We start from the raw sequence: 15862 nt of genomic DNA, 5'->3' as shown, positions 1-15862 counted from the left end.
CGGCCTCCTGAAGTCGCAATTTGTGTCGCCTGAACTATCGCGCGCTTAGAAGCAATAGCAACAGCGAAGAGCGAAGAGCGAATAAAAACCGGAGGGAGTTTAGCTTTAGAGCAAGTTTTATCTGAACAACCACTCGCCGGCAAGCCGGCTCCTACAGGGGTAACGAATAATACGCAAACACTGTAGAAACCAGCTTGTCAAACCAAGTCGGTCGGACCATTACAGCTCAGCAGCCAACCGCGACCCTTGGTTGATCGCCCGCTTGGCATCCAGCTCAGCGGCCACATCCGCGCCGCCAATCAGGTGCACCGACTGCCCGGCCGCCACCAGGCCCTCATGCAGCTCGCGCAGCGGCTCCTGCCCCGCGCAGACGACGATGTTGTCCACCGCCAGCAACTGCGGCTCACCCTCGCCGATACGCACATGCAGGCCAGCATCGTCCACACCCAGGTACTCGACGCTGTTGAGCATCTGCACTTGCTTGTTCTTCAACCCCGTGCGGTGGATCCAGCCAGTCGTCTTGCCCAGGCCATCACCCACCTTGCTCTTCTTGCGCTGCAGCAGGTACACCTGGCGCGCCGGCGCATGCGGCTCAGCCTTGATGCCCGCCACGCCGCCCCGGGCCTCAAGATGGCTATCAATCCCCCATTCCTTCCAGAACGCCTCACGGTCCTGGCTGGTGGCCACGCCCTTGTGCACCAGGTACTCGGATACGTCGAAACCAATGCCCCCCGCACCGATCACCGCCACCCGCTCACCTACTGGCTTGCGCTCGAGCAACACGTCCAAGTAGCTGAGCACCTTGGCGTTGTCGATACCGGGAATCGCCGGCGTGCGTGGGGCGATGCCAGTGGCCAGGATGACCTCATCAAACTTGCCGGCCACCAGTGCGGCTACGTCGACACGGGTATTCAGGCGCAGTTCGACCCCCGTGGACTTCACCTTGTTACGGAAGTAACGCAGGGTCTCGTAGAACTCCTCCTTACCCGGCACGCGCTTGGCCACATTGAACTGTCCACCGATCTCGCCAGCGGCGTCGAACAACGTCACCTCATGCCCACGCTCGGCGGCCACGGTGGCCGCCGCCAGGCCCGCGGGGCCGGCGCCAACCACGGCAATGCGCTTGACGTTCCGCACCGGCAGGTAATTGAGCTCGGTCTCATGGCACGCGCGCGGATTGACCAGGCAACTGGTCAGCTTGCCACCGAAGGTGTGGTCCAGGCAGGCCTGGTTGCAGCCGATACAGGTATTGATCTCGTCGCCACGCCCCGCGGCAGCCTTGTTGACGAAGTCCGGGTCGGCGAGGAATGGCCGGGCCATGGAGACCATGTCGGCATCACCCTCGGCCAGCACCGCTTCGGCCACCTCCGGGGTGTTGATGCGGTTGGTGGTGATCAGCGGAATCTGCACGGCGCCGCGCAGCTTGGCGGTGACCTTGCTGAACGCCGCGCGCGGCACCTTGGTGGCGATGGTCGGGATACGCGCCTCGTGCCAGCCAATACCGGTGTTGATCAACGTCGCCCCAGCCTGTTCGATGGCCTTGGCCAACAGCACGATCTCGTCCCAGGTGCTGCCACCCTCGACCAAGTCAAGCATCGACAGGCGGAAGATAATGATGAACTCGCGGCCCACCGCCTCGCGTACCCGGCGCACGATCTCCACCGCCAGGCGCATGCGGTTCTCGTAGCTGCCGCCCCAGCGGTCGGTGCGGTGGTTGGTGTGGGCGGCCAGGAACTGGTTGATGAAGTAGCCTTCGGACCCCATGATCTCGACACCGTCGTAGCCAGCACGCTGGGCCAGGCTGGCGCAGGTGACGAAGTCGCGGATCTGCTTCTCGATGCCTTCTTCGTCCAGTTCCTTGGGCTTGAACGGGTTGATCGGCGCCTGGATGGCACTCGGCGCCACCTGCCGGGGGCTGTAGGCGTAGCGCCCAGCATGGAGGATCTGCAGGCAGATCTTGCCGCCGGCTGCATGCACCGCCTCGGTGACGATGCGGTGCTTGTCGGCTTCCTCCTCGGTGCTCAACTTCGCAGCGCCCGAATACACCCCGCCTTCGTCGTTCGGCGCAATGCCGCCGGTGACCATCAGGCCGACACCACCCCGGGCGCGCTCGGCGAAGTACGCCGCCATGCGTTCGAAGCCGCCGGGACGCTCCTCCAGCCCGGTGTGCATCGAGCCCATCAGGGTGCGGTTGCGCAAGGTGGTGAAACCCAGGTCGAGAGGGGCCAGCAGGTGCGGGTATGGGGCATTTGCCATGGAGGGGCTCCACAGGTGGCGTGATCACGGAATGCGGGCGCCTCTTCCTGTGCGGCGGGGCCCGTCGTTTGTCTGAAGCTGACATTAAACAGGCGTTTGAACACGCTCAATGATCAAAAGTTACAAGTTGATGATCATTATGAACAGACTCACCAGAGGCGCGCGTGGCCTGCTTCGCCAGCAACCGCGACCCAACCTGTGCCAGAAAAAATTCAGGCCTGCCGGATAGGAACCGAGCAGGCCTGCAAGAGGGAAATCATTGAACGCCGCGAACGTCAGAGATTCTCGTCGAGGAACTTGACCACCGTGCCCATGCACGCCACCCGCTCCTCCACATGGGGCATGTGGCTGGAATTCTCGAACAGTGCCCAGCGGATGCCCGGGATCAGATCCAGGTACGGCTTGACCACCAGCGGCGTGGCTTCGTCGTAACGACCAGAGATCAGTAGGCTCGGCACGTTGATCTGCGGCAGACGATCGACGATGGTCCAGTCCTTGGTACTGCCGATGATATGAAACTCGTTGGGCCCGGTCATGGCGTGGTACACGGTCGGGTCTGCCTCCACCTGGGCGAAGGTCCGCGCCACTTCGTCGGGCCAGGGCTGCAGCCGGCACACATGGCGGTCGTAGAACACCCGGGTCGCGGCGATGTAGTCCGCCGCGGTGTAGTCCGCGACCGCCTCATGACGCAGCAAGGTGTCCTGGACGTCCTTGGGCAGCGCCTCGCGCAGGCGGTTGGCCTCCTGGACCCAGGTGCGCATGTCGGCCGGTGAGTTGGCGATCACCAGGCAACGCAGCCCCTGCGGCCGCCGTACCGCGTGCTCGCTGGCCAGCATGCCGCCCCAGGACTGACCCAGCAGCGCATAGCGCTCTGCGATGCCCAGGTGCTCGAGCAGGTTGTCGAGCTCTTCCAGGAACAGCTTCACGGTCCAGAACGTGGCCGGCTTGTGCGGCAAGTGGGTCGAGCGGCCATTGCCCAGTTGGTCGTAGTGGATGACCGGATAGCCACCCGCCGCGACGTCCTTGTAGGCGTCGACATAATCGTAGGTGCAGCCCGGACCGCCGTGCAGGATGACCAGAGGGGTGCGACCACAGGCCAGGTCGCCGGTGACGCGGTACCAGGTCTGGTACTCGCCGAACGGGGCGAACCCTTCATGCGATTTGATGAGTTCCATTTCATCGGGCTCCATACGAATCATGGCGCCCACCTTAGCGCTCGACGCGGCGACGCATAACTAGAGAGTTCTCTAGGTTTTCGGTTGCGCCGATCAACGGTCGAGCAAGCGATAGTGCACCGCTCGGGCCACCGCCTGGACGCGGTTCTTCGCCCCCAGCTTGTGCATCGCCGAGGTCAGGTGCAGCGACACCGTGGCCAGCGAGCGGCAGAGCTTTTCGGCGATTTCCCCGGCAGTCAGGCCCTCGGCGGCCCAGCGCAGGCACTCGACCTCGCGCCGGGTCAGGCGGATGACGCGGCTGGCGGCCTCCTTGTCGAGCAAGGGGTAGGCGGCCTCCTGCAGGGCATGGGCGATCAGGCTGAAATCGGCGAGGCTGTGCCGGGCCGCCTCCAGGTCCGCCGGGCTGGCCTGGGGGCGCAGCCCGGTGAGGGTCGCCAGGCCGCCGCGGGGCAGGTGGATCGGCACGGTCACGCCGCAGGCCAGGTGCGCATCGAGCAGGTAGCCGACCACCGGGGCATGGCGCTGGTCGATCATGCGCTGCAGGACGGTCTCGCCCTTGGGCAGGTACGACCAACTGAACGGCGCGACCGAGGAAACGGCCAACTGCTGCACCGGGTCGATCTGGTAGAAGCCCTCGGTGCACCACAGGTCCTGCCAGTCCTTCGGGGTCTGCCGCAAACGCACCACGCTGGGGGTGATCAGCTCGCCGACGTGATCCAGCGGCACCGGGCTGTAGTCGTACACCAGGGCATCGAAGCCCAGTTGCGCCGCGGCGGCGGCGACGCTGTCCATCTGTTCGTCCAGGCTGCTGTCCGAGGCCAGACGGGTATTGAGGTCAGCCAACTTGGCCTGCATTCCTTGCACTCCCTGTGTATACCCTGTTGGATTTCCATCTTGAAATCCGCCACGTAGAATGCCACGGCTCGGCGCGGGACTGCCAGACAAAACCTATAGGAACCACTAGCTTGTAGGCAGAGCATTCTCCTGCGCTAGGTATAGCTGTAAACCATTGCCAACAGGAGAGTAGCGATGTGGCGTGAGATGCAACCTGACCAGCAGTTCAACGTATCGGTCGATGGCCACAATCTCGTGGTGTACAGCTTTGGCGCGGGGGACGAGGTTCTGCTGTGCCTCAACGGCGGGCCGGGGCTACCCTGCGATTACCTGCGCGACGCCCATGCCTGGCTCAAGGACCAGGGCATCCGCGTGGTCGCCTTCGACCAGTTGGGCACTGGCGCTTCCGACCGCCCCGACGACGAGCGCCTGTGGGACATCACCCGCTACGTGGCCGAAGTCGAGCAGGTGCGCCAGGCGCTGGACCTGGGGCGGGTGCACATGCTGGGGCATTCCTGGGGCGGCTGGCTGGCCATCGAGTACGCCATCCATCATCCGCAGGCGTTGAAAAGCCTGATCCTGGAAAACACCGTCGGCGACATCCCGCACCTGATCACCGAACTGGAACGCCTGCGCGGCGCGCTGGGCAGCGAAACCGTGGCGATGATGCAGCGCCACGAGGCCCTGGGCACCCTCGATCACCCGCAGTACCAGGCGGCCATCACCCTGCTCAACTACCGCCACGTGTGCCGGCTGGACGAATGGCCGGCGCCGGTCAAGCGCTCGCTGGACGACTGGAACATGGCGCCCTACACCGCCATGCAAGGCCCCAACGAGTTCCTCTACATCGGCAACCTCAAGGACTGGAACCGCCTCGAACAGATGGGCGCGTTCAACATGCCAGTGCTGATCACCACCGGCCAGCACGATGAGCTGACCCCGGCTTGCGCCATGCGCATGAAACGAGCGCTGCACGACCGGGCCGAACTGCACGTGTTCCCCAACAGCAGCCACATGCCCTTCTACGAGGAACCCCAGGCCTACTTCCCGGTGTTGCTGGATTTCCTGCAACGCAACCGGGGTTGAGCGATGAACCTGGCACGCTATCGCTTCGTCCTGATCCGCCCATTGCAACTGCTGCCGGTGCTGTTCGGCATCAGCCTGATCACCTTCGTGCTGGTCCGCTCGATCCCGGGCGATCCGGCACGGGTGCTGCTGGGCGCGCGTAGCACGCCGGACGCGATCCTCAAGATCCGCGCCCAGTTCGGCCTGGACGAGCCGCTGTGGCTGCAATACCTGTACTTCCTGAAAAACCTGCTCAACGGCGACCTCGGCAAGTCGCTGCTGTACAAGATCGACGCCCTGCCCTTGATCGCCAGCCGCATCGAACCGACCCTGATGCTGGTGCTGGGCAGCGTGCTGCTGGCGCTGCTCATCGCCGTGCCGCTGGCGGTGCTCGCCGCCCGCCACAAGGGCGGTTGGGCCGACCACCTGATCCGCCTGTTCACCACCGCCGGCCTGGGCCTGCCGGCGTTCTGGCTGGGCCTGATGCTGATCTTGCTGTTCAGCGTGCACTGGGGCCTGTTCCCGGTGTCCGGCTATGGCCGCACCTGGCCCGACAAGCTGCACCACCTGGTGCTGCCGTGCCTGACCATCGCCCTGGCGCTGTCGGCGGTGCTGGTGCGCAACCTGCGCGCCAGCATCCTCCTCGAGCTGCAGGCCGACCACGTCACCGCCGCTCGCGCCCGCGGCCTCGGCGAAGGGGCGCTGCTGCGCCGCCACGTGCTGCCCAACGCCATGGTACCGACCATCAACCTGCTGGCGGTCAACATCGGCTGGTTGATCAGCGGCAGCGTGGTGATCGAAAGCCTGTTTTCCCTGCCCGGCATCGGCCAGCTGCTGGTCCGCGGGATCTTCACCCGCGACTACATGGTGGTCCAGGGCGTGGCCATGGTGCTGGCCTGCGCCACGGTGGCGGTGAACTTCATCGCCGATGTGGCGACCGCCACCCTCGATCCGCGAGTGAACATCCGATGAGCCTCAACCCTCCCCTGGCGCTGGACCGGCCCTGGCGCCTGCGCATCCCCCTGGGCCAGGGCCACCTGACCCTGTATGGCGGCCTCATCATCGTCCTCGGCTGGTGCCTGCTGGCCTTGTGCGCGCCCTGGGTGGCGCCGTTCGACCCGCTGCTGCAGAACGCCGAGCTGCGCCTGGCCGCCCCCAGCCTGGCGCACCCCTTCGGCACCGACAATTTTGGCCGCGACATACTCTCGCGGGTGATCTGGGGCGCACGCATCGACCTGCAAATGGCCCTGGTCGGGGTAATCTTCCCGTTCCTGCTCGGCACCACCCTCGGCGCACTGGCCGGCTACCTCGGCGGCTGGCTGGACAACGCCTGCATGCGCCTGGTGGATATCGTCCTGGCGTTCCCGTTCCTGGTGCTGATGCTGGCGATCATGGCCATCCTCGGCCCCGGCCTGGGTAGTTTCTATATCGCCATGGCCCTGGTCGGCTGGGTGTCCTACGCGCGCTTGATCCGCTCGCAGATCCTGGTGCTCAAACACAGCGACTTCGCCCTGGCGGCCCGCAGCCTGGGGTTTGGCCACCGGCGCATCCTGTTCGGCCACCTGCTGCCCAATGCCCTGTTCGGCTCGGTGGTGTTCTGCATGTCGGACGCCGTGCTGGTCCTGCTCAACGGCGCCGCCGTCAGCTACCTGGGCCTGGGCGTGCAACCGCCGACCCCGGAATGGGGCACCATGGTCGCCGAGGGGCAGAGCTTCATCACCAGCGCCTGGTGGATCTGCACCTTCCCAGGCCTGGCCGTGGTGACCCTGGCCATGGGCTTTAGCCTGCTCGCCGATGGCGTCGCCGACCGCCTGGGAGACCGCTCATGAGCACCGCACTGCTGCAGGTGCGCGGGTTGAGCGTGATAGCCCGGGCCGCCCATGGCGATATCACCCTGGTCGATCGGCTGTCGTTCGACCTGGGCCCAGGCGAAATCCTCGGCCTGGTCGGCGAAAGCGGCTCGGGCAAGACCCTGGCCTGCCGGGCGCTGATGCGCCTGCTGCCGTCTGCCAACCTGCGCGCCGAAGGCGAGGCTGTGCGCCTGGCGGGGCAGGACCTGCTGCGCCTGGACGAAGCCGGCATGCGCCGTCTGCGCGGACACGGCCTGGGGATGATCTTCCAGAACCCCAGCAGCCACCTGGACCCGCTGATGCGCATCGGCGCGCAGATCGCCGAGGGCGTGCGCCTGCACCAGTGCGCCTCGCGCCGCGAGGCCCGGGCAGAGGCCATCGAAATCCTGCGCCAGGTAGGCATCCCCGATCCGCAAACCCGGGTCGACAACTACCCCCACGAGTTCTCCGGCGGCATGCGCCAGCGGGCGATGATCGCGGTGGCACTGGGCTGCAACCCGCAGGTGCTGATCGCCGACGAGCCGACCACGGCCCTGGACGTCACCGTGCAGGCGCAGATACTGCGCCTGCTGCTAGATCTGCGCGACCGCCGGGGGCTGTCGATGATCCTCATCAGCCATGACCTGGGCGTGGTCGCGCAAACCTGCGACAGCGTCGCCGTGATGTATGCCGGGCGCCTCTGCGAACACGCCAGCAAGCATGCGCTGCTGGCGCAGCCGCGCCATCCCTACAGTGCCGGGCTGCTGGCCTGTCACCCAGCCGCCCAGGGGCAGGCACGACGAATGAACAGCATTGCCGGGCAACCGCCCCTGCTCGACGCCCCGCCCCCTGGTTGTCGCTTCGAACCGCGCTGCAACCAGGCCGGGCCGGTCTGTCGCGAACAACCACCGGCCCTGCGCGACATCGGCGCAGGCCAGCGCCTGGCCTGTCATCTGCCATTGCTCGGCGGAGGTTCGGCATGACCCCGCTGTTGCAGGTCAAGCACCTGCAGGTGCAGTTTTCCGTCGCCGGCAGCGGCCTGTTCAACCTGCGCCCGCGCCAACTGAACGCGGTCAACGGCGCCTCTCTGACCCTGGCAGCCGGCCAGACGCTCGGCCTGGTGGGCGAATCGGGCTGCGGCAAGAGCACCCTGGCCAGGGCCGTCCTGCAACTGACGCCCGCCACTGGCGGGCAGGTGCTGTTCGACGGCCTCGATATCGGCCAGGGTGACAAACAGGCGGTCGCGCGTCTGCGCCGCGAAGCCGCGATGATCTTCCAGGACCCCTACACCGCGCTCAATCCGCGTCAGCGCGTTGGCCAGATCCTCGCCGAGGTGCTGCAGGTGCAGCGCAAGGTGCCAGCCGCACAGATCCCCACACGGGTTGTCGAACTGCTCGAGCTGGTCGGCCTGCGCGCCGAACTGGCCGAGCGCAAGCCCGGCGCGCTGAGCGGCGGCCAATGCCAGCGGGTCGGCATCGCCCGGGCCCTGGCCATCGAACCCAGGCTGATCGTCGCCGACGAATGCGTCGCCGCCCTGGACGTGTCGATCCAGGGACAGATCATCAACCTGTTGCTGGAACTGCGCGAGCGCATGGGCCTGGCGCTGCTGTTCATCACCCACGACCTGGGCGTGGTGCGCCAGCTGTGCGATAGGGTGGCGGTGATGTACCTGGGCCAGATCGTCGAGGAAGGCCCGGTGCGCGAGGTATTCGACAACCCGCGCCACCCTTACACCGCCGCGCTGGTCCAGGCCATTGCCGACATCGACCCGGCCCGCGGCCTGCCCGCGCAGCCGTTGGCCGGCGAGCCACCGAGCCCGTTGCAGGTGCCCGCGGGCTGCGCGTTCCACCCTCGCTGCCCGCATGCGCTGCCACAGTGTCGCGACAGCGCGCCCCCCAGCCACACGCAGGGTGCCCGGCGCCATGCCTGCATCCACCCGCAATTGCCGTACTGACACCCAATCATGACCATCAAACGGAGATTGAGCATGAAGCCCGCAGCATTGAAATTACTCACCGCCGCCGTGCTGGCCGCCAGCACCCTGGCCAGTGGCATGACCCAGGCAGCCGGCGTGCTGACCATCGGCTGTCGCGAGGAGAGCACCACCTTCGACCCGATCAAGAGCGCGCAGAACCGCGACAGCTGGGTCTTCGCCAATGTCTACGACGTGCTGATCCGCGTGGACAACAGCGGCACCCAACTGCTGCCGGGCCTGGCCGAAAGCTGGAAGATCTCCGACGACGGCCTGACCTACACCTTCAAGGTGCGCGAAGCCAAGTTCTCCGACGGCTCGCCGCTGACCGCCGGCGATGCGGCCTTCTCCTTGCTGCGCATTCGCGACAACCCGGGCTCGCTGTGGGCCGACTCCTACAAGATCATCGACAAGGCCGAGGCGCCGGACGAGCGCACCCTGGTGGTGACCCTGAAGAACAAGTCGGTGCCGTTCCTCGCGCAACTGGCCACCGCCAACGTCTCGATCCTGTCGAAAAAAGCCATGGACGCCATCGGCGAGGACGCCTACGCCCAGGAGCCAGTAACGTCCGGCGCCTTCAAGGTCAAGGAGTGGTTGCGCGGCGACCGGGTGATCCTGGAGAAGAACCCCTATTTCTGGCAGGCCGACAAGGTCAGCCTGGATGGTGTGGAATGGATCTCGATCCCCGACGACAACACACGCATGCTCAAGGTCCAGGCCGGCGAGCTGGACTCGGCGATCTTCGTGCCTTTCTCCCGAGTCGACGCCTTGCAGAAAGACCCGAACCTGACCATCCACATCGACCCGTCGACCCGTGAGGACCACCTGCTCATCAACCATGAGAAAGGCTTGCTGGGCAAGGCCGAGGTACGCGAGGCCATCGACCTGGCGATCGACAAGAAAGCGCTGGTCGACACCGTCACCTTCGGCCATGGCGAAGTCGCCTACTCGTACATTCCCAAGGGCGCGCTCTACCACAACGCCGACAACCCACAGCGCGCGTTCGATCCGGCCAAGGCCCGCGCGCTGCTGAAAAAAGCCGGCGCCGAGGGGCTGAAGATCAACTATGTGGTCAACGCCGGCAACGAGGCCGACGAGCAGATCGCCGTGCTGGTGCAAAAGCAGCTGGCCGATGTCGGCATCACCGCCAACCTGCAGAAGGTCGACCCGACCCAAAGCTGGCAGATGCTGGTCGACGGCGACTACGACCTGTCGGTGATGTACTGGACCAATGACGTGCTCGACCCGGACCAGAAGACCACCTTCGTGCTCGGCCACGACACCAACATGAACTACATGACCCGCTATCACAACGACAAGGTCAAGGACCTGGTGGCCGCAGCCCGGGTGGAAACCGACGCTGGCAAGCGCAAGCAGATGTACCAGGACCTGCAGCAACTGGCCAAGCAGGACGTGCACTGGATCGATCTCTACTACAGCCCGTACATCAATATTTCGCGCAGCAACATCCAGCACTTCCTGCAGAACCCCCTGGGACGTTTCACCCTCGAGGAAACGGTGAAGCTCGACGCGGCGCAGAAAACCGCGCAGAACTGACACCACCAAGACCGAGGCCGCCCAGCGTGGCGGCCTTGCCCGCAGGCGCTGAAGTGGGAGGTGAAATCCGCCGCCTCTGCAAGCGGCAGCTTTGATATGATCCGGGCAGCCGCTTGTTACCACTGAATCGAATTGCGCGCCCCCTTGATGCTGCCCATGGCCATTTCATGCCTGCGAAAATCCACGCCATGCGAAAACTGCTAACCGGTGCCTTCGCGCTGGTCCTCATCACCGCCCTGTGCGGCTACGGCTTCTGGACCCTGCAACGACCAGAAGGCCATTACCTGTCCGACCTGCGCATCGAACTGGCGCTCAACCAGGGCGTGCCGGGCGAGCACGGCAACCTGCTGGGCGTCGAGCCGCTGCTCTACCCGGTCGACTACCAGAACCTCACCCGCCTGCACCGCAAGCTCTCGGCCTACCTGCAACAGGCCCGCGACCAGGGGCTGATCAACCCACGCACCGTGGTGGTGCTACCGGAGCATATCGGCACCTGGCTGTGGGCCCGCGGCGAAAAACGCGAGTTGTATCAGGTGACCCAGCGCCGCGAGGCCTGGCAATGGCTGGAGCTGAGCAACCCGTTGCGCTATGGCCTGGCAATGCTCAGCGCCAGCGGCGACGATCGGCGCTCGGACGCGCACTTGCGCATGAAGGCCGCGCAGATGGCCGCCGACTACCAGCAACTGTTCGGCAACCTGGCCCGTGAATTCGGCGTCACCCTGGTCGCCGGCTCGATCGTCCTGCCGGCCCCCTATGTGCAGGACGGTGTGTTGCGCGCCGGCAATGGTCCGCTGTTCAACAGCAGCCTGGTGTTCGCTGGCGACGGCTCGCTGCTGGGCCAGCCGCAGCACCAGCAATACCCCGACAGCGAGAACCGCCGCTACATCCACGACGGGCGCGCGCACCCCTTGCAGGTGCTGCAGACCCCGGCCGGGCGCCTGGGCGTGCTGGTTGGCAGCGATAGCTGGTATCCGGACAATTACCAACAGTTGGCCAGGCAATCGGTGGAGCTGATCGCCAACCCGGCGTTCCTCAGCGGCAAGCACAGTTGGCAAACCCCCTGGCGCGGCAATCGCCATCAGGCGCAAAGCAACGGCCTGGCGCTACAACGTGGCCAGGTCAGCGAACAGATCGCCTGGCAGCAGTTGACCCAGTCCGGTGCCGCCGGCATCACCAGTATGAGCGTGTTCATGCGCGGCCAGTTCTGGGAGCTGGGCAGCGATGGCCAGGGCTTCGCCAGCCAGGCCGGCACGCTGTGGGTTGGCAACGCCAGCCAGGGCGCCCGCCTGCTCAACCTGTGGTTGTAGGGCCATGCCCCGCCCCCGCGTACGCCTGGGTGACCTGTCGGTAGGCTTTATCCAGCCGCTGGCCGACGCCTTGCAGGCGCTGGGCCATGATCCACACCCCCTGCTGCTGCGCTACGGCCTGGATGCGCCACGCCTGGCCGAGGCCGGCGCGCGCTTGTCGATCCCGCGCTACATGCACCTGGGCCATGCGGCCATCGCCCTGTGCGGCGAGCCGGCACTGGGCCTGCATATCGGCCGCCTGAGCCACCTGGCCCAGGCTGGGTTGGCCGGGGTGACCGCGGCCCAGGCGCCAACCCTGGGCGATGCCGCCCGCACCTTGCTGCGCTTCGAGCCCCTGTACGCCGGCAATTACCGCGGGCAATCGCAGTTCATCGAAGACCACCAGGGCGCCTGGCTGCGGTTCTATTCCATCAGCCCCTACAACCACTACAACCGCTTCGTGGTCGACTCCTTGCTCAGCGGCTGGCTGACACAGCTCTCCAGCCTGGCGGGCCAGGCCGTGCAGGCCGAGCGCCTGGAGATCGAATTCGAGCCTCCCCCCTATGCCGCGCAGTACCAGGGCCTGTGCGCCGGCCCGGTGCAGTTCGGCGCCACCGCCAACCAGTTGCGCCTGGGCAGGGCCACCCTGGCCCTGGCCAACCCGCAGCATTGCCCGAGTACCTGGCAGCACCTGCTGCAACTGTGCGAGACGGAACTGACCCAACGCACCCGTATCCGCAGCCTGGGCGAGCGTATCACCCACCTGCTGGGGCCTTTGCTCAACGGCGGGCGTGAGCCGGACCTGAAGGAAGTGGCGCGGCACCTGCAAATGCCGCCCTGGACCCTGCGCCGCAAGCTGGCCGAGGAAGGCACCGGGTTTCGCGACCTGCTCAACGACACGCGCCGCGATCTGGCCGAGACCTACATTCGCGACACGGCGCTGGCCTTTGGCGAAATTGCCTATCTGTTGGGGTTTGCTTCGGCCGAGGCCTTCCAGCGCGCGTTCAAGCGCTGGACCGGGCTGACTCCGGGGGCGTTCCGCCGCCAGCGGCTACCCTAGTTGCCCGGCCCGTAGAAGCCAGCTTGCTGGCGAACCAAGCGACGCGGAGGATGGCACCGGCTGCGCCGGTGTTCGCCGGCAAGCCGGCTCCTACAACGGTTTCGGCCTGGCGAACCGGGCACAGGCGCTACTGCGCGGCGGGCTCGGGCGCTTCCTGCTGCACCTGAATCGGGGCCGCCTCGATGGGCGGGGCGATGGGTTGCGAACCCTTGCTGTCATCCACCAGCGCAGCGGCAGGCGGCTCGCTGGCCGGCACCGCGGCCGGCTGCTCGGGCGCCAGGGCACTGGGGGCAGGCTCCGGCAGGCCCAGGTCGGCTGCCGGCTTGTCCACCTTCGGTGCGACAGCCTCGGTTTTCTCCGGCTGCCTGGGCTTGGGCAGGTAGCTTTCCACCAAGGCAAAATAACGGTCATAGAACTGCGTGGCGGTGACCGTCTCGCTGGCGACCTTGACCATCGAGTCGTCGGTGGAGCCGATCGGCATCGACACCGAACCCAGCACGCCCACCCCCAGGCTGGCGGAGGTGTTGGACTTCTTCAGCGCGTAACGGTCCTGCAGGGCATTGGCGAACATCGTCGAGCGTTGCTTGTCGCCCATGTCCGGCACACAGGTGATGTTGAAACTGATCTGCAGGTGGTTTTCCGCGTTCTGCTGAAAGCTCTTGTTGCCGGCGACCTGATTGGCATCGCTACTGGTAATGATATAGCCCTGGCTGAGCAAGGCACGACGCGCCGCCTCGCAACTGCCGGCCTCGCTGGCCGCGAAGGTGCGCGAAAAGGTCCCTGAGTCGTCAAAGTTCTCGTGTTCGTACACGGCGGTCTTTTTCGACGAGCAACCGGCCACGCCCGCCAGCACTAGGGCCAGCCCGAGCGCACCGTAGACGGTAGATCTGGACATCGTGGATTCCGGGTAAATCGAAGGGTGCCTATTGTGCAACACATCCATGAGCCACCGAAACCTCGACGGCGAAAGGTTCATGTAAAGCACTCGCTGTTTAGCTCAAGAATGGGACTACATCCACGGGAGATCCTTCCTACTGACCTACCAAAAACAGCCTAACTGACAACTGATATTCCACCGTTAGACTCGTGCGCCCCCACGTATGAACGTTCAAGGAACTCGCGGTGAAAAATCTCTCGGTACGCCTGAAACTACTCCTGAGCCTCACCCCGATGGTGGTCCTGGTCGCCTTGCTCGCCCTCACTGCCACCCTCAGCCTGGGCAGCCTGACCCACCGCGCCGAACGCCTGGTATCGGTGAACTACATCCTCGATAACCTCAACGATATCCGCGCCGCCCAGCTGGCCTACGCCCTTGACCACGCCCCTGCCGACCTCGCCACCTTGCGCCAGGCCTACCGGCAGATGGACACGCTGATCGATGAAAACCTGGCGAAAATGCCTTACCCGCAGGCCCAGGCCGCCCTGGGCGCTACCCGTATCCTGATGCGCGAATACCTGCAAAACCTTGACCGACGCCTGCAGGGGGGCACCGAACGACTGGCCGGGGCGGCCGGCAGGCAGCAACTGGAGCAGGTGCTGCTGGCGATAGGGCAGATCAACACCCTGATCACCGAGCAGAACGCGGTCAGCGCCCATGAGTTCAGCCAGCGCCGCGCCCTGATGCTCAGCCTGTTCTGCCTGACGCTGCTGCTGGCATGTTTGGTGGCCTGGTTGCTCATCCGGCAGATCTGCACCCCCTTGCTGCAAGCCCTCGACATGGCGCGTCGCATCGGCGAGGGCGACTTGCGCGCCACCAGCCTGCCCGCTCGCCAGGACGAGTTCGGCCTGCTGCTGCGCGCACTGGAGCGCAGCAGCGCCAACCTGCGTGGCATCCTGCAAGGCATCGGCCAGGTCAGCGCACGGCTGGTCGGGGCTTCCACGGCACTGGCCAGCGTGATCGAGCGCACCAGCCATGGCGCCATCAGCCAGCGTGGCGAAACCCATCAGGTGGCGACCGCCATGAGCCAGATGGCCTGCGCGGTGCAGGAAGTCGCCCAGAACAGCTCACTGGCCAGCGCGGCCACTCGCGAGGCCAGCGACCAGGCCGCGTTGAGCCAGCAGGTGGTGATCGACACCCAACGCCAGGTCATCCAATTGGCCGAGGACATCGACGACAGCACCGAGGCCGTGCAGCAACTGTCGGCCGCCACCGAACAGATCGGCAGCATCATGACCGTGATCCATTCGGTGGCCGAGCAGACCAACCTGCTGGCGCTCAATGCCGCCATCGAAGCCGCGCGCGCCGGTGAGGCCGGGCGCGGCTTCGCGGTGGTCGCCGACGAGGTACGTGGCCTGGCCCAGCGCACCCAGCGCTCCACCGCCGAGATCGAGACCCTGGTCGCCACCTTGCAGGCTGGCGCCCGTCGCGCCGTCGAACGGATGCATGGCAGCCGCCACGTGGCCGGCGACACCGTGCAACTGGCCAACCAGGCCGGCGCGGCGCTACAGGTCATCACCCGTAGCGTCGATGATATCCAGGGCATGAACCAGCAGATTGCCGCCAGCACCGAGCAGCAGAACGCCGTGGTCGAGACCATTCGCGGCAATGTAGACAATGTGCGGGATGTGGCCGAGCACTCGCTCGATGCCAGCCGGGAAATAGAAACGGCGTCGACCGGGCTCAAGCGCCTGGGTGATGAACTGCAAGGTTTGGTCGGTAACTTCCGCCTGTGAACAGTCGGCGTGGCAAATGCCAGGCACAAAAAAAGCGACCCTGAGGTCGCTTTTTTTGTAGCTTCGAGGTGTTCAAGGGCCTCGAGGCGAAGATGGCGCAGCGGACGGGACTCGAACCCGCGACCCCCGGCGTGACAGGCCGGTATTCTAACCGA

General features: G+C 65.7%; 13 protein-coding genes and 1 pseudogene. 10 read left to right on the top strand and 4 right to left on the bottom strand.

The annotated features are described in order from the left end of the window. Nucleotides 1–219 precede the first annotated feature (219 nt). The 3 genes from ACODS5_RS23910 to ACODS5_RS23900 form a co-directional block, all read right to left on the bottom strand. Nucleotides 220–2256, bottom strand: a complete 2037-nt coding sequence (locus tag ACODS5_RS23910) for an oxidoreductase (protein WP_489109817.1) — start codon at nt 2254–2256, stop codon at nt 220–222. Between the two features lie 275 nt (nt 2257–2531). Then, complete coding sequence (locus ACODS5_RS23905; RefSeq protein WP_489109816.1) at nt 2532–3431, bottom strand: proline iminopeptidase-family hydrolase; 900 nt, start codon at nt 3429–3431, stop codon at nt 2532–2534. Nucleotides 3432–3524: 93 nt separating this feature from the next. Continuing rightward, a complete protein-coding gene (locus ACODS5_RS23900) occupies nt 3525–4286 on the bottom strand; it encodes a LuxR family transcriptional regulator (RefSeq protein WP_134693270.1) in 762 nt (253 codons plus the stop codon). A gap of 174 nt (nt 4287–4460) precedes the next feature. On the opposite strand from ACODS5_RS23900, the gene ACODS5_RS23895 reads away from it, so the two are divergent. The 8 genes from ACODS5_RS23895 (at nt 4461) to ACODS5_RS23860 (ending at nt 13034) form a co-directional block, all read left to right on the top strand. Continuing rightward, on the top strand, nt 4461–5351 hold the full coding sequence (locus ACODS5_RS23895; protein ID WP_489109815.1) for a proline iminopeptidase-family hydrolase: 891 nt from the start codon (nt 4461–4463) through the stop codon (nt 5349–5351). Between the two features lie 3 nt (nt 5352–5354). Continuing rightward, nucleotides 5355–6302, top strand: coding sequence for an ABC transporter permease (locus tag ACODS5_RS23890; RefSeq protein ID WP_134693272.1), 948 nt, complete (start codon nt 5355–5357; stop codon nt 6300–6302). Then, complete coding sequence (locus ACODS5_RS23885) at nt 6299–7159, top strand: ABC transporter permease (protein WP_134693273.1); 861 nt, start codon at nt 6299–6301, stop codon at nt 7157–7159. Before ACODS5_RS23890 ends, ACODS5_RS23885 begins: the two co-directional genes overlap by 4 nt. Further along, nucleotides 7156–8142 (top strand): ABC transporter ATP-binding protein, encoded by a 987-nt coding sequence (locus tag ACODS5_RS23880; protein WP_489109814.1) that lies wholly within the window; start codon nt 7156–7158, stop codon nt 8140–8142. The genes ACODS5_RS23885 and ACODS5_RS23880 overlap by 4 nt, the downstream gene beginning before the upstream one ends. Continuing rightward, nucleotides 8139–9113: an ABC transporter ATP-binding protein gene (locus ACODS5_RS23875; RefSeq protein ID WP_134693275.1), complete on the top strand. Its 975-nt coding sequence runs from the start codon at nt 8139–8141 to the stop codon at nt 9111–9113. Before ACODS5_RS23880 ends, ACODS5_RS23875 begins: the two co-directional genes overlap by 4 nt. A gap of 33 nt (nt 9114–9146) precedes the next feature. Beyond that, on the top strand, nt 9147–10688 hold the full coding sequence (locus tag ACODS5_RS23870; protein ID WP_134693276.1) for an ABC transporter substrate-binding protein: 1542 nt from the start codon (nt 9147–9149) through the stop codon (nt 10686–10688). Between the two features lie 188 nt (nt 10689–10876). Continuing rightward, entirely contained in the window at nt 10877–11995 is a 1119-nt protein-coding gene (locus ACODS5_RS23865; protein WP_489109813.1) for a nitrilase-related carbon-nitrogen hydrolase, read from the top strand. A gap of 4 nt (nt 11996–11999) precedes the next feature. Then, entirely contained in the window at nt 12000–13034 is a 1035-nt protein-coding gene (locus tag ACODS5_RS23860; RefSeq protein WP_489109812.1) for an AraC family transcriptional regulator, read from the top strand. Nucleotides 13035–13161: 127 nt separating this feature from the next. On the opposite strand, the gene ACODS5_RS23855 is transcribed toward ACODS5_RS23860, so the two are convergent. Continuing rightward, nucleotides 13162–13929 carry a DUF2242 domain-containing protein gene (locus ACODS5_RS23855; protein ID WP_489109811.1) on the bottom strand — a complete coding sequence of 256 codons (768 nt, stop codon included), beginning with the start codon at nt 13927–13929 and terminating at the stop codon, nt 13162–13164. A 275-nt stretch (nt 13930–14204) separates the two neighbouring features. Here ACODS5_RS23855 and ACODS5_RS23850 point away from each other — a divergent pair. Next, nucleotides 14205–14849, top strand: a pseudogene (locus tag ACODS5_RS23850) (methyl-accepting chemotaxis protein); the annotation flags it as partial. Between the two features lie 144 nt (nt 14850–14993). Next, nucleotides 14994–15707: a methyl-accepting chemotaxis protein gene (locus ACODS5_RS23845; RefSeq protein ID WP_489109818.1), complete on the top strand. Its 714-nt coding sequence runs from the start codon at nt 14994–14996 to the stop codon at nt 15705–15707. Nucleotides 15708–15862: the final 155 nt, after the last annotated feature.

This window comes from Pseudomonas sp. FG47, assembly GCF_057809115.1.
Note: the sequence above shows the minus strand (reverse complement) of the source record. Positions and strands in the feature narration are given on the sequence as shown.

What these genes read in the sequence shown, in the direction of transcription:
- ACODS5_RS23855 (WP_489109811.1), bottom strand. Translation starts at nt 13,929, where the DNA reads ATGTCCAGATCTACCGTCTACGGTGCGCTCGGGCTGGCCCTAGTGCTG.
- ACODS5_RS23845 (WP_489109818.1), top strand. Translation starts at nt 14,994, where the DNA reads ATGAGCCAGATGGCCTGCGCGGTGCAGGAAGTCGCCCAGAACAGCTCA.
- ACODS5_RS23905 (WP_489109816.1), bottom strand. Translation starts at nt 3,431, where the DNA reads ATGGAACTCATCAAATCGCATGAAGGGTTCGCCCCGTTCGGCGAGTAC.
- ACODS5_RS23860 (WP_489109812.1), top strand. Translation starts at nt 12,000, where the DNA reads ATGCCCCGCCCCCGCGTACGCCTGGGTGACCTGTCGGTAGGCTTTATC.
- ACODS5_RS23875 (WP_134693275.1), top strand. Translation starts at nt 8,139, where the DNA reads ATGACCCCGCTGTTGCAGGTCAAGCACCTGCAGGTGCAGTTTTCCGTC.
- ACODS5_RS23880 (WP_489109814.1), top strand. Translation starts at nt 7,156, where the DNA reads ATGAGCACCGCACTGCTGCAGGTGCGCGGGTTGAGCGTGATAGCCCGG.
- ACODS5_RS23890 (WP_134693272.1), top strand. Translation starts at nt 5,355, where the DNA reads ATGAACCTGGCACGCTATCGCTTCGTCCTGATCCGCCCATTGCAACTG.
- ACODS5_RS23910 (WP_489109817.1), bottom strand. Translation starts at nt 2,256, where the DNA reads ATGGCAAATGCCCCATACCCGCACCTGCTGGCCCCTCTCGACCTGGGT.
- ACODS5_RS23885 (WP_134693273.1), top strand. Translation starts at nt 6,299, where the DNA reads ATGAGCCTCAACCCTCCCCTGGCGCTGGACCGGCCCTGGCGCCTGCGC.
- ACODS5_RS23895 (WP_489109815.1), top strand. Translation starts at nt 4,461, where the DNA reads ATGTGGCGTGAGATGCAACCTGACCAGCAGTTCAACGTATCGGTCGAT.
- ACODS5_RS23870 (WP_134693276.1), top strand. Translation starts at nt 9,147, where the DNA reads ATGAAGCCCGCAGCATTGAAATTACTCACCGCCGCCGTGCTGGCCGCC.
- ACODS5_RS23865 (WP_489109813.1), top strand. Translation starts at nt 10,877, where the DNA reads ATGCGAAAACTGCTAACCGGTGCCTTCGCGCTGGTCCTCATCACCGCC.
- ACODS5_RS23900 (WP_134693270.1), bottom strand. Translation starts at nt 4,286, where the DNA reads ATGCAGGCCAAGTTGGCTGACCTCAATACCCGTCTGGCCTCGGACAGC.